The organism is Neohoeflea coraliihabitans (assembly GCF_019334345.1).
Lineage (GTDB): Bacteria > Pseudomonadota > Alphaproteobacteria > Rhizobiales > Rhizobiaceae > Pseudohoeflea > Pseudohoeflea coraliihabitans.
Window position 1 is genome coordinate 1,092,934 of record NZ_JAHWQX010000001.1, and the last position, 12,046, is coordinate 1,104,979.

The window sequence follows — 12,046 nt, forward strand, 5'->3', positions numbered from 1 at the left end:
CTGACAATGGGTTTCCGCCTTTTATCTCCCTAGCCTGACCTGACCGGTCTTGCAGAGGAGGAAGAAGAGCGGAATGGTGGAGGAGGCATCTCAGCTTGCGATGTTGCGTGTCGAGGATGCGCCGCTCCTGACGGGCCGCGGGCGTTTCTTCGACGATCTGCCAGCGCCGCGCGGCACGCTGGAGGCCGCGATTCTGCGCAGTCCGCATGCACATGCGCGCATTACTTCGATGCGCTGCGATGCGGCGCGTGCCTTGAAGGGTGTGCATGCGGTCATTACCGGCGAGGATTACGCACGCGTTGCCTCGCCCTTGATGGTCGGCGTCAAGCTGCCGATCCAATGCTGGCCCATCGCCCGCGACAAGGTGCGCTACACCGGTGAGCCGATCGCCGTGGTCCTCGCCGAAGATCGCTACATTGCCGAAGACGCGCTGGATCTCATCGAAGTCGATTTTGACGTGCTCGCGCCGGCGCTCGATCCGCTGGTGGCGCTGAATGACGATGCCCCTGTGCTGCACGAGGAAATGGGCGGCAATCTGGGCTCCGAGCGATCCTTCACCTACGGAGATCCGGAAGCGGCCTTTGCCGCCGCTGACCAGGTGGTCGAGGTCTCGGTGCGCTATCCGCGCAACTCCTGCACTCCGATCGAGACCTATGGCGTGCTGACCGAATGGAACCCGCATGACCAGTCCTACGAGGTCACGGCCAATTTCCAGGGACCGTTTTCCATCCATCCGGTTATCGCGCGTGCCCTGAATGTGCCGGGAAACCGGCTGCGGCTCAAAACCCCGGAGGATTCCGGGGGCAGCTTCGGGGTCAAGCAGGGCGTCTTTCCCTATATCGCGCTGCTCGGCGCCTGTGCCCGGCTGGCTGACCGGCCGGTCAGATGGGTGGAAGACCGGCTTGAACACCTCACCGCTTCGGTGTCGGCGACCAACCGCGCCATCACCCTGCGCGCCGCCGTCACCGCGACCGGTCGGGTCACGGCCCTGGATTTCGACCAGGTTGAAGATGTCGGCGCCTATCTGCGCGCCCCCGAACCGGCCACGCTCTATCGGATGCATGGCAATCTGTGTGGCGCTTACGATATTGCCAACCTGTCCGTGCGCAATCGCATCGTCATGACCAACAAGACGCCGACCGGCTTGAACCGGGGTTTTGGCGGACCGCAACTCTATTTCGCGCTTGAACGCTTGATGCAGCGCATCGCCGGCACGCTCGGTCTCGACCCGCTTGAGGTGATCAGAACGAATTTGATCGCCGCGGAGGCATTCCCCTATCGCACCGCCAGCGGCGCGACCTACGATTCCGGCGATTATGCTCAGGCCCTTGAGCGCGCCCTGACGGAGGGCGACTACGAGGCGCTGCTGGCGCGGCGCGATACGGCCCGTGCCGAGGGACGGCTGTATGGCATTGGCTTGACCGCGGCGGTCGAACCCTCCGTATCGAACATGGGCTATCTCTCCACGGCGCTCACGCCGGCCGAGCGCGCCAAGGCCGGCCCGAAGAACGGCGCCCAGTCCTGCGCCACCATTGCCATCGACCCGGTCGGCAGCATCACCGTGCAGATCGACTCGGTTCCGCAAGGCCAGGGACATAAAACCGTCGCTGCAGGCATCGTCGCCGAGCGCTTTGGATTGAATGCCGGCGATGTCAGGGTTGTCGCTGCCATCGACACCTCCAAGGATGCCTGGTCGATCGCAGCCGGCAATTATTCCAGCCGCTTCGCCGCGGCATCGGCGGGAGCGGTCAGCATCGCAGCGGACAGGTTGCGCCAGCGCATCGCTCGCATTGCCGCGGCGCAGCTGAACGTCACCATTGACGACATCCGATTTGCCGACGGCAAGGTTTTCTCGATCCACAACCCCGACGCTGCGGTCAGCTTTTCGCGCGTGGCCTCGGCGGCCCATTGGGCGCCTGCGACACTGCCCGAGGGCATCGCCAGTCCGGTCCGCGAAACCGCCATCTGGACCGCGCCCGAACTGGCGGCGCCAACCGAGGATGACCGCATCAATTCCTCGCTGTGTCATGCCTTCATTTTTGATTTCTGCGGCATCGAGATCGACCCCGTCACCTGCCAGGTGCGCATCGACCGCTATGTCACCATGCACGATTGCGGCACCATCCTGCATCAGGGCATGGTCGATGGACAGATCCGCGGTGCCTTTGCACAGGCGGTCGGCGCCGCGCTTTTCGAGGAATATGCCTACGACGAGGACGGGGCGTTTCTCGCCGGAACCCTCGCCGATTATCCGGTGCCGACCATTCACGAGATCCCGGATTTACAGATCCTGCACACCTGTTCCCCCTCGCCTTTGACACCCCTTGGGGCAAAGGGCGTCGGGGAAGGCAATTGCATGTCCACCCCGGTCTGTATCGCCAATGCCGTCGCGGATGCGCTGGCCCCGGCACATGGTCCGCTCGACCTGACCCTGCCGCTGAGCCCGACGCGCATTGCGGCGTTGCTGTCTGCCGAGCCCCCGGCTCCTGCCGGGCAGGCTTCGCCGCGAAAACCGGATGGCAAGGGTCTGTCGGGACAGGGCCAGGCCCGGGTCTCTGCCACGCCGCAAGAGATCTGGGACCTTCTGATGGACGCCGACCAGCTCGCGGCGCTGATCCCCGGCGCACACGGCGTCAAACAGCTCTCGCCAACACGATTTATCGCCGACGTCACACTGGGCGTCGGGCCGGTGAAGGGACGATATCGCGTCGATGTCGGCCTGTCTGATCTCAACGAGCCGCACAGCGCCGTTCTGACCGGCAAGGCCAATGGCGCCCTCGGGTCGGGATCGGGGACCGGCACCGTGACCCTGGTTGAGGATGACGGTGGCACGGTCATTTCCTATTCCTACGAGGCTGCCGTCGGCGGCAAGGTCGCCGCAGTTGGCGGTCGGCTGCTCGATGGCGCTGCGAAGATCGTCATCGGCCAGTTCTTTACGGCTCTCGGACGCAAGGCGGGCGGCGATGTCCCGCGCCGCGGCCTGCTCGCGCGTCTGCGCGCGCGCTGGGGGGCCAGCTCATGAAACCGGCTCCCTTCGATTATGTGCGTTGCGACAGCCTTGAGGAGGCCGCGGAGGTGATCGCGCAACACGGCGACGCCGTCCGGGTGCTGGCCGGCGGACAATCGCTGATGCCGATGCTGAACATGCGGCTGTCGCGCCCCTCGGTGCTGGCCGACATCATGCAGGCTGGTGACGCGCGCCAGATCACCGCCGACAAGGCCACATTGCGCATCGGCGCCGGGGTGCGCCAGACCGCTCTCTCCGCTTACCCGGACCTTTGCAAAATCAACCCGCTATTGGCCCGCGCACTGCCCTGGGTCGGACACACGCAGACCCGCGCCCGCGGCACCGTCTGCGGCTCCGTCGCCCATGCCGATCCGTCCGCCGAAATTCCGCTGACGCTGGCGGCGCTTGATGGCACTGTGATCTTGCGCCGCGGCGGCAAACGCCGGCGGGTGACGGCATCGGATTTCTTCCTTGGAATGATGCTCACCGACAAGGCTGACGATGAGATCATTGAAGCGGTGGAATTCCCGATCCTCTCAGAAGGCACCGGCGTCGGGTTCTGCGAGGTCGGTCGCCGCAAGGGCGATTTCGCGATCGTCGCCTGCGCTGCACTGGTCTCGCCCGACCGGGTGCGGCTGGCCGTTGGGGGCGTTAACGACACGCCCGTCATCCGCGATTGGGATGCATTCGATCCAGCCGAGGAGAGCGACGCCCTGAACGCACTGGCCTGGTCGCTTGATGCGCGCGAAGATCTGCATGCCAGCGCTCGCTACCGCCGCGATCTTGTCCGCAGTCTCGGCGCCAAAGCCCTGCAGGAGGCCCGCACATGCGCCGCTTGAACGCTGACCAGCGCCACAAGATTGGCATGACCTTGAACGGCCGGCCGGTCGAGGGATACGCCGTGCCGCGCCTGTTGCTGAGTGATTTTCTACGCCACGAGCTGGCTGCCACCGGCACTCATGTCGGCTGCGAACACGGCGTGTGCGGCGCCTGCACGGTGCGCATTGATGGCATGATGGCGCGCAGTTGCCTGACCCTCGCCGTCCAAGTCGATGGCGCGGTCATCGATACGGTCGAAGGCCTGGCCCCCGATGCCGAGCGCCTGTCGGTGCTGCAGTCTGCGTTCCGCAAGCACCATGCCCTGCAATGCGGTTTCTGCACTGCCGGCATCCTGATGTCGCTCGACACCTTGCTGCGCGACACGCCCGATGCCGACGAACACCAGATCCGTGATGTGCTGTCCGGACATCTGTGCCGGTGCACCGGCTATCACACGATTCTCAACGCCGCGATCGAGGCGGCTGCAACTCTCAAGAAGGACATCCAGGATGCTTGATCTCGGCCGGTCCCTTATCGCCAGCGTCGCCCGCATGCCCAACGCTCTGGCGCTTGTCGATGGCGATGTCCGCCTGAGTTACGAAGCATGGTTTTCGCAGATATCCGCGCTCGTCGCCGGTCTGTCCGACATGGGTCTGACACGCGGTGACCGGATCCTTGTTGCCATGCAAAACAACCGGGCCGCGGCCAGTCTGCACTGGGCCTGCCAGATGGCCGGCGTGATCACCGTACCGGTCAATTGGCGCAGCACCGCTGACGAGATTGGTTTCTTCATCGAAAACAGCGCTGCACGCGCCCTAGTGTTCGATAAGTCCAGCGCTGAAGCGATTGCAGAGGCACCGCAGGCCGTCTCGCTGCCGCGCATAACTTACGGAACAAGCGCTGAAGGCGCACTGGATTACGACGAGATCGTCGCGGCTTCAGCTCCCGATGCCAGCCCCCAGGCGGGTGCCGATGACTGGTCGATCATGCTTTATACCAGCGGCACCACTGCCCGTCCCAAGGGCGTGCCGCGTCGCCACCGCACCGAGCGCGCCAGCACCGTGGCCCATATCGCACAGAACCTGATGCCGATGCGGGATGCCACGCTGGGCGTGATGCCGCTCTATCACACGATGGGGGTGCGCTCGCTCTTGGCGATGACCCTGCTCAACGGCACCTTCGTCTGCCTGCCGCGCTTCAACAGCGCCGTCGCGCTGCGCCTGATCGCCGAAGAGCGCATCGGCAGCCTGTATCTCGTTCCGACGCTGTATCATGATCTGCTCGATCATCCCGATTTCGCGCAAACCGATTTGTCTTCCGTCAAACGCCTCGGCTTTGCCGGGGCTTCGATGACCGATGGACTGCTGCAGCGGGTCGACAGGGCATTCCGGCCCGAGCTGTTCGTCAACCATTTTGGCTCCTCGGAGATCTACACCTTCTCGATCGAGCAGAACGCCGTGGCCAAGCCCGGCTCAGCCGGCAAGGCCGCTTTGAACCAGGATTTGCGCATCGTCGAAATGGGCTCCGGCGATCCCGAGGCCGTGGTGAAAAGAGGGTCGGAGGGTGAGATCATCGCCACTCTGGCCGGCGACGAAGCCTTCGAGGGCTATTTTCAGAACCCTGCGGCCAACGCAAAGGCACTGAAAGATGGCTGGTACTTCACCGGTGACTGCGGCCATTTCGACGAGGATGGCGATCTGTTCGTCACCGGCCGGGTCGATGACATGATCATCACCGGCGGCGAGAACGTCTCGCCGCTTGAAGTCGAAAGCTGCCTGTCCATGCACGAGGCAGTGGCCGAATGTGCGGTGGTCGGCCTTCCCGACGAGCGCTGGGGCAAGATCGTCGTCGCTTTCGTCAAGAAGCGTGGCGAGGTCACCGAAGAGGATCTCGCCGACTATTGCCGCACCACGACTCTCGCCAATTACAAGCGGCCAAAAAAGTTCGTTTTCGTCACCGAGCTACCGAAATCGCCCGTCGGCAAATTGCTGCGGCGCGATCTGGTCTCAGGAAATTACACTCCCAACACCGCGGCCGCTCAGGCTGCCCTGAAGGAAAAGACACATGACAGATCCGCGATATAACCACCCGCTCCTGGCTGAACTTGACGGGTTCCGCATCGAAATCGATGCCGAGACGCAACGTGGCGACATCGTCCTTGATCGCGCGCCGATGAACGTGATTTCCATGCCGCAGCGCGACCAGTTGCGTGCGGCGTTCGAAGCCCTCGATGCCGATCAGCGCGTCCGCGTTATCGTGCTGCGCGCCGAGGGCGAGCATTTTTCCTCTGGCGGCTACATCAAGGGCTTCCTCGAAGCCTCGCCCGAGCATGTCAGCCATCTTGCCGACAACATTGCCGCGCCTTGGCGCTGTGCCAAGCCGGTGATCGCGGCGAACAAGGGCTACACATTCGGGGTCGGCTTCGAAATCTCGCTCGCCTGCGATTTTCGCATTGCCGCCCGGTCCACCCGCTACGCTCTGCCCGAACAAAAGCTGGGGCAGATCCCCGGATCGGGGGGCTCGGCGCGGCTGCAGGCGCTGATCGGACTGGCCCGCACCAAGGATGTGGTCATGCGTTCACGCCGTATCAGCGGCCAGCAGGCTTATGACTGGGGCATTGCTGTCGAACTTGTTGACAACGAGGCGCTGGAAGAATCCACGGCCAAACTGGTGGCCGAACTGTGCGAGTTCTCGCCGATGGCGCAGCGCACGGCCAAGAAACTGCTCAATGACAGTGAAAATGCCACTGTCGCCACTGGCATCGAACTGGAAGGCCACGCCTACAGCCGTCTTCGCCAGTCGGAAGATTTCGCAGAAGGCGTCAAAGCCTTTCACGAAAAGCGGAAACCGACATTCGTCGGACGCTAGTCAAACCTGATCGTTTCAATGGGAGGAACTGAACATGACGATTAAGACCCTGACAGCAAGTGTCGCACTGGCGGCTCTGATGACCGGCAGCGCCCTGGCGCAGGACGAGCCGATCCGGATTGGTGTGCTGACACCGATTTCCGGCACCTATGCCGGTATCGGTCAGCAGGTCTCATGGGGCCTGGACATGGCCGCCGAGGAGATCAACGCCGCCGGCGGCATCATGGGCCGGCAGATCGAACTGATCTATGAAGACAGCGAGGCCAACCCGTCCGTCGCAGTGCAAAAGGCCGAAAAGCTGATGACCTCCGAGGACGTTGACTTCCTCACCGGCACGGTGAACTCGGGCGCCACTCTTGCGGTCGGCCAGGTCGCCGAACGCGCCGGCAAGCTGATTGCCACCACTGTTTCGTTTTCGGACGCGATCACCGGCGACAAATGTTCGCCGAACGTGTTCCGTGTCAATGCGCGCGCCGGCCAGCAATCGGCCGCACTCGCAGCCTGGATGAAGCAGGAAAAATCAGGTGCCAAGGTGTTTTATCTCGGACCTGACTACGAGATGGGCCGCTCCACGGTCGCGGCATTCAAGTCGAATGCTGAAGCGGTTGGCGCTGAATCCACGGGCGAGGTTTACGCTCCGCTCGATGCCAAGGATTACAGCCAGTATTTCGGCCGCATCCGCGCCTCCAACCCGGAAGTTCTCTACACCTCTGTCGCAGGCAACGACACGGTGCGTCTGCTCACCCAGATGCAGGATTTCGGCATTCGCGACGGGCTGACCATCCTTGGCGCCTCCGGCACGGTCACCAGCCAGAACATCAAGGCGATCGGCGCAGCGGCTGAGGGCTTCATCACCGGCGTGGGATATTCAACCCTGATCGACACGCCCGAAAACAAGACGTTCGTTGAAGCCTTCAACGAGCGGAACGGCGCCGATCCCGACCTTTACGGTGCTGACAGCTACGGACTGCTTTTCGCCTACAAGAAGGCGGTGGAAACAGCCGGTGGCACCGGCACTGATGAAGTCCGCGCCGCTCTTGAAGGCCTGGAGTGGGACACGCCTCAGGGCACCAAGACCATCCGCGCCGGCGACCACCAGGCCATCCAGCCGATGTATGTGGTCCAGATCAAGGACGGTGCCTTCACCATCGCCAACCGGATCGACGGCGAAGCCGCCATCGGACCGGACACGTGTGAACGGTTCTAACAGCAAGAAGGGGGTACAGGGCATGGAAAGCTATCTGCATTACGTCCTGGCACCGCAGATGTTGAATGGTCTGGCGCTGGGGATCTCCGTGATCCTCGTCGCGCTCGGTCTGACGATCATCTTCGGCCTGCTTGACGTCATCAACATGAGCCATGGCGAATTCTATGCCATCGGCGCCTTTGGTGCGCTGGCGTTGAGCCTGTCAGGCATGAATTACTGGGTGCTGATAGCCCTTGTACCCCTTCTGATGATCCCCTTGGGGATCATCACCGAACGCTATCTGATCAGGCGGGTCTATGACGGGGCAGACCGCCACGTCACGACCCTCCTGGTCACCTTCGGGCTGGGACTGATCCTCGAGGACATACTGAAGATCCTGTTCGGCCCGAACACCCACCGCCCGGCAAATCCGTTGCCCGGAGCCACGGATCTTTTCGGCATTGTCATTCCGACCTACCGTCTGTTCCTGATCGCGATTGGCGCCGTGGTGATCTTGGCGGTGACCTTTGTGGTCTATCGCACGCGCCTCGGCGCCATCGTGCGCGCCGCATCCTTCGACCGCAACATGGCGGCCAGCCTCGGTGTGCGCGTTGGGTGGGTCTATTCCGGCGCATTCGCCTTCGGCGTGACCCTGGCGGGCCTGGCCGGCGTGCTGCTTGCACCCGTCTACTCGGTGTTCCCAACCATGGGACGCGACTTCATCCTGCTCGCCTTCACCGTTGTCATCGTCGGCGGGCTGGGCTCGATCTGGGGTGCGGTGATCGCCGGAATATTCCTCACCCAGGTACAGGCCATCTCGAGCCTTGTCATTTCTCCGGTCTGGGCCGATCCCATCGTCTTTGGCGTGATGGTGCTCGTCCTCATGTTCCGACCCCAGGGTCTGTTCGGGAGGATGGGTCATGCGTGATCGCCTCGATATATCCATGCGCGCCAACCATGTCTTCTTCGCTGTCCTCATGGGCATCGGGCTGATATGCGTCGCGCTCGCTGTCGCCATGAACGACACCTTCTATCTGCGGCTCGGAACCGAAGCACTGATCCTGGGCGGATTGGCCCTGTCGGTCGACATCCTGCTCGGCTTTGGCGGCCTTCTCAGTCTGGGCCAGGCGCTGTATTTCGGCATAGGCGCCTATGTGTCGGCGCTGGTGCTGCGCGAAGTGCCGTCCTTCTGGCTGGCCATGGCCGCCGCCACCGGCGTCACGCTGCTTGCAGGAATCATCGGCGGACTGATCGCCAACCGGGTTCGCGGCGTCTATTTCGCGCTGATCACCTTCGGCATGGCGCAGGTTGTCGCCAAGGTCGTTTACAACACGCGCGAACTCGGCGCATCCGACGGGCTCATCGGCGTACCGGTCCTGGAAATTCCGCTCGGCGTCATCACGGTGTCGGCCGGCGATCCGCTGGCCTTCTTTCTGCTGACGCTTTCGGTCCTCACGATTCTCTACGCGGCCGTCGCCTATCTGTTCACGACGCCCTTCGGCCGCGTTGTCATTGCTCTCAAGGCCAATGAGAAACGTGTGCCGTTCCTGGGTTACAACACTTGGGGGCCGCGCATGGTGTGCTACGTGGTGGCGGCGCTCGTCGCCGGCATCACCGGCGCGCTCTATCCGATGCTCCGCGGCTTCGTCTCCCCTGAGCTGATGTTCTTCGCCTCCTCGGGAAATGCGGTCATCATGGTCGTGCTTGGTGGTGTCGGCACCTTGATCGGGGCCTTGTACGGCGCCGTGCTGCTGACATTCCTGAAATCCGTGGTCGGCAGCTATACCGAACATCATCTAATCGCCATCGGCGTGATTTTCATCTTTGCCATTCTTTTCATGCCCAAGGGGATCATCGGCGTCGCCAAACCCTCACTGGAGCGTCGCCTCATACGCTTCGATGAACAAACGGATGCCGCACGCATCAAAGCCACCGGGGAACGCGCGTGAAACCCATCCTGCACACAGAAAACTTGAGCATCGCCTTCGGCGGGCTGAAGGCGGTGGATGCGATCAGCATGTCCGCCACGCCTCACGAGATCACCACGGTGATCGGCCCGAACGGCGCCGGCAAGACCACATTGTTCAACCTGATATCCGGCGCCCTGAAGCCGGGCAGCGGCAAGGTGTATCTTGACGGCAAGGATGTCACCCGCTTCGGTCCGGCTCAGTTGCAACATGCCGGGCTGGCCCGCTCATTTCAGATAACCAACCTCTTTTTCGAGATGACGGTGCGTGAAAACCTTCGTTTGGCCTCGCAGATTCTTGAACCTATCTCGCACGCCGTGCGCCCATTGCGCCGCACCGGCCGCGCCGCCCGCAAGGTCGATGAATTGATCGAACGGTTCGATTTTCATGACAAGGTGCACGAACAGGTCGGCTATCTCAGCCACGGGGAACAACGGCGGCTTGAGATTGCCATGTGCCTGGCCTGCGAGCCGAAGCTTCTGATGCTGGATGAACCGACGCAGGGCATGAGCCACGCTGATACCGACGAGACCGAAGAACTGATCAAGAGCCTGACCCAGAATGTCTCCATTCTGCTAATCGAGCATGATATCGGCATTGTCATGTCAGTCTCCGATCACGTTATCGTCATGCATCAGGGCCAGAAAATTGCGGACGGCACTCCGGCCGAAGTCCGCGCCAACCCCGCTGTCCAGGCGGCCTATTTCGGACATGGGTGAGATATGCTGAGCATCAAAGACCTTCACAGCCATTATGGACTGAGCCACGTCATTCAGGGCATCTCCCTCGAAGTTGCCGCAGGTGAAATCCTCGGCGTCTTCGGCCGCAACGGCGTCGGCAAGACAACATTATTGAAGAACATTGCCGGCTGGGTGAAACCGAGTTCCGGCAGTATTGAACTGAACGGTCAGGCGATCGGCGGCATCGAGCCGGATGCGATCAATCGCGCTGGTCTGGCAATCGTGCCGGAAGACCGACGCATTTTCCCTGGGCTGACGGTGCAGGAAAACCTCGAACTCGGGCTGCTCGGGCTGAAGGGGGCCAAGCCCGCTTCGAAGCTGAACCCCGTTCTTGAGAGATTCCCGCGGCTGGCCGAACGCGCCAAACAGTCGGCAACCACTTTGTCAGGCGGTGAGCAACAGATGCTCTCGCTTGCGCGCATCATGGTTGCCGAACCGCGCGTTGTCCTGATCGACGAGCCTTCCGAAGGCCTGGCGCCGATGATCGTTGCCGAAATCTTCGCCATCGTTCGCGAGATGCGAGACGCCGGCTGCGCAGTCGTGCTCGTCGAACAGAACATCCACGAAGCGCTGGCAGTCTGTGACCGCTTTGTCCTGATCGAGCGGGGCGCAGTCGTTTTTGCAGGCGCGGCGGAAGACGATGCTGCCCGGGCCGCCCTTCTGGAGAAACTGGCGGTGTGACGACGGTTGAGGAGACGCCTGTCGGGCCGATCGAGACGCTCTGGCGGGGAGCGAGGACGGGGCAAGCCGTGGTCTTTCTCCATCACGGTTTCGGAACTGCAGAATCGATGCGCCCGCTCATGGACGTGTTCTCGCGGCACCGGCCAGATCTTTCTCTCCTGTCCTATTCGCGTCCCGGCTGCGGACGCTCACCGGCCCGTGCCGCGCACAAGTCCCCGGACTATCTCGAATACGAGGCGCTGCATGTTCTGCCGGCCATCCTGCGGGCCACCGATTTGAGTCCTGTGCACCTGGTCGGTCACAGCGATGGCGGAAGTATCGCGCTGATCGCCGCTGCCCAGGGCGCGCTGGACATTCGATCCGTCACTGCCATCGCGCCCCACAGCTTTATCGAGGACCGCACGATTGCGGGGGTGCGTGCGGTCGCCAAATACCGTGATGATCCCGCATTCATGGCCGCGCTTGCCCGGCGTCATGACGATGTCGAGGCGGCTTTTGGCTCTTGGCTCGACATCTGGCTCGCGCCCGAAATGCAGTCCTGGTCGATTTGTGACCTGTTGGGACAGATCCGCTGTCCGGTGGGCATCATACAGGGCACAGAAGATGATTTCGGAACCGGCGCACAGCTCGATGTGGTCGCGAAGGCACTGCCGCAATCCCGGGTCCGCACCCGTCTGATCGGCGGCGCCGGGCATGACGTCTACAAGGAGCAGCCAGCAGCTATCTTCGAGTTTTGGCAAGAGGTGGGGCGATTGCCCCGGCTTTGAGACGAGAAAAA

The 12,046-nt window shown here is 62.6% G+C and carries 11 protein-coding genes; all 11 read left to right on the forward strand.

Annotated features, from left to right (window positions below; translation table 11 throughout):
* Window positions 1-73 precede the first annotated feature (73 nt).
* The 11 genes from KY465_RS05175 to KY465_RS05225 are packed head-to-tail and all read left to right on the forward strand — an operon-like array spanning window position 74 to window position 12,035.
* Complete coding sequence (locus KY465_RS05175) at window positions 74-3,022, forward strand: xanthine dehydrogenase family protein molybdopterin-binding subunit (RefSeq protein WP_219200446.1); 2,949 nt, start codon at window positions 74-76, stop codon at window positions 3,020-3,022.
* The gene (locus KY465_RS05180) at window positions 3,019-3,846 is read left to right on the forward strand and encodes an FAD binding domain-containing protein (RefSeq protein WP_219200448.1); all 828 of its coding nucleotides are present in this window, start codon (window positions 3,019-3,021) and stop codon (window positions 3,844-3,846) included. Before KY465_RS05175 ends, KY465_RS05180 begins: the two co-directional genes overlap by 4 nt.
* Entirely contained in the window at window positions 3,834-4,343 is a 510-nt protein-coding gene (locus KY465_RS05185) for a (2Fe-2S)-binding protein (RefSeq protein WP_219200450.1), read from the forward strand. The genes KY465_RS05180 and KY465_RS05185 overlap by 13 nt, the downstream gene beginning before the upstream one ends.
* Complete coding sequence (locus KY465_RS05190) at window positions 4,336-5,910, forward strand: AMP-binding protein (protein ID WP_219200452.1); 1,575 nt, start codon at window positions 4,336-4,338, stop codon at window positions 5,908-5,910. The genes KY465_RS05185 and KY465_RS05190 overlap by 8 nt, the downstream gene beginning before the upstream one ends.
* Window positions 5,891-6,694, forward strand: a complete 804-nt coding sequence (locus KY465_RS05195) for an enoyl-CoA hydratase/isomerase family protein (RefSeq protein ID WP_219200453.1) — start codon at window positions 5,891-5,893, stop codon at window positions 6,692-6,694. Before KY465_RS05190 ends, KY465_RS05195 begins: the two co-directional genes overlap by 20 nt.
* A 34-nt stretch (window positions 6,695-6,728) precedes the next feature.
* Window positions 6,729-7,901, forward strand: coding sequence for an ABC transporter substrate-binding protein (locus tag KY465_RS05200; protein ID WP_219200455.1), 1,173 nt, complete (start codon window positions 6,729-6,731; stop codon window positions 7,899-7,901).
* 22 nt (window positions 7,902-7,923) lie between these two features.
* On the forward strand, window positions 7,924-8,808 hold the full coding sequence (locus KY465_RS05205; protein ID WP_219200457.1) for a branched-chain amino acid ABC transporter permease: 885 nt from the start codon (window positions 7,924-7,926) through the stop codon (window positions 8,806-8,808).
* Entirely contained in the window at window positions 8,801-9,829 is a 1,029-nt protein-coding gene (locus KY465_RS05210; RefSeq protein WP_219200460.1) for a branched-chain amino acid ABC transporter permease, read from the forward strand. The genes KY465_RS05205 and KY465_RS05210 overlap by 8 nt, the downstream gene beginning before the upstream one ends.
* Window positions 9,826-10,566, forward strand: a complete 741-nt coding sequence (locus tag KY465_RS05215; protein WP_219200462.1) for an ABC transporter ATP-binding protein — start codon at window positions 9,826-9,828, stop codon at window positions 10,564-10,566. The genes KY465_RS05210 and KY465_RS05215 overlap by 4 nt, the downstream gene beginning before the upstream one ends.
* Window positions 10,567-10,569: 3 nt before the next feature.
* Window positions 10,570-11,268 carry an ABC transporter ATP-binding protein gene (locus KY465_RS05220; protein WP_219200464.1) on the forward strand — a complete coding sequence of 233 codons (699 nt, stop codon included), beginning with the start codon at window positions 10,570-10,572 and terminating at the stop codon, window positions 11,266-11,268.
* The gene (locus KY465_RS05225) at window positions 11,265-12,035 is read left to right on the forward strand and encodes an alpha/beta fold hydrolase (RefSeq protein WP_219200466.1); all 771 of its coding nucleotides are present in this window, start codon (window positions 11,265-11,267) and stop codon (window positions 12,033-12,035) included. The genes KY465_RS05220 and KY465_RS05225 overlap by 4 nt, the downstream gene beginning before the upstream one ends.
* Window positions 12,036-12,046 lie beyond the last annotated feature (11 nt).

Bases quoted from the DNA above. Each gene is read 5' to 3' on its own strand.
- KY465_RS05175 (WP_219200446.1), top strand. From the start codon at position 74: ATGGTGGAGGAGGCATCTCAGCTTGCGATGTTGCGTGTCGAGGATGCG.
- KY465_RS05180 (WP_219200448.1), top strand. From the start codon at position 3,019: ATGAAACCGGCTCCCTTCGATTATGTGCGTTGCGACAGCCTTGAGGAG.
- KY465_RS05185 (WP_219200450.1), top strand. From the start codon at position 3,834: ATGCGCCGCTTGAACGCTGACCAGCGCCACAAGATTGGCATGACCTTG.
- KY465_RS05190 (WP_219200452.1), top strand. From the start codon at position 4,336: ATGCTTGATCTCGGCCGGTCCCTTATCGCCAGCGTCGCCCGCATGCCC.
- KY465_RS05195 (WP_219200453.1), top strand. From the start codon at position 5,891: ATGACAGATCCGCGATATAACCACCCGCTCCTGGCTGAACTTGACGGG.
- KY465_RS05200 (WP_219200455.1), top strand. From the start codon at position 6,729: ATGACGATTAAGACCCTGACAGCAAGTGTCGCACTGGCGGCTCTGATG.
- KY465_RS05205 (WP_219200457.1), top strand. From the start codon at position 7,924: ATGGAAAGCTATCTGCATTACGTCCTGGCACCGCAGATGTTGAATGGT.
- KY465_RS05210 (WP_219200460.1), top strand. From the start codon at position 8,801: ATGCGTGATCGCCTCGATATATCCATGCGCGCCAACCATGTCTTCTTC.
- KY465_RS05220 (WP_219200464.1), top strand. From the start codon at position 10,570: ATGCTGAGCATCAAAGACCTTCACAGCCATTATGGACTGAGCCACGTC.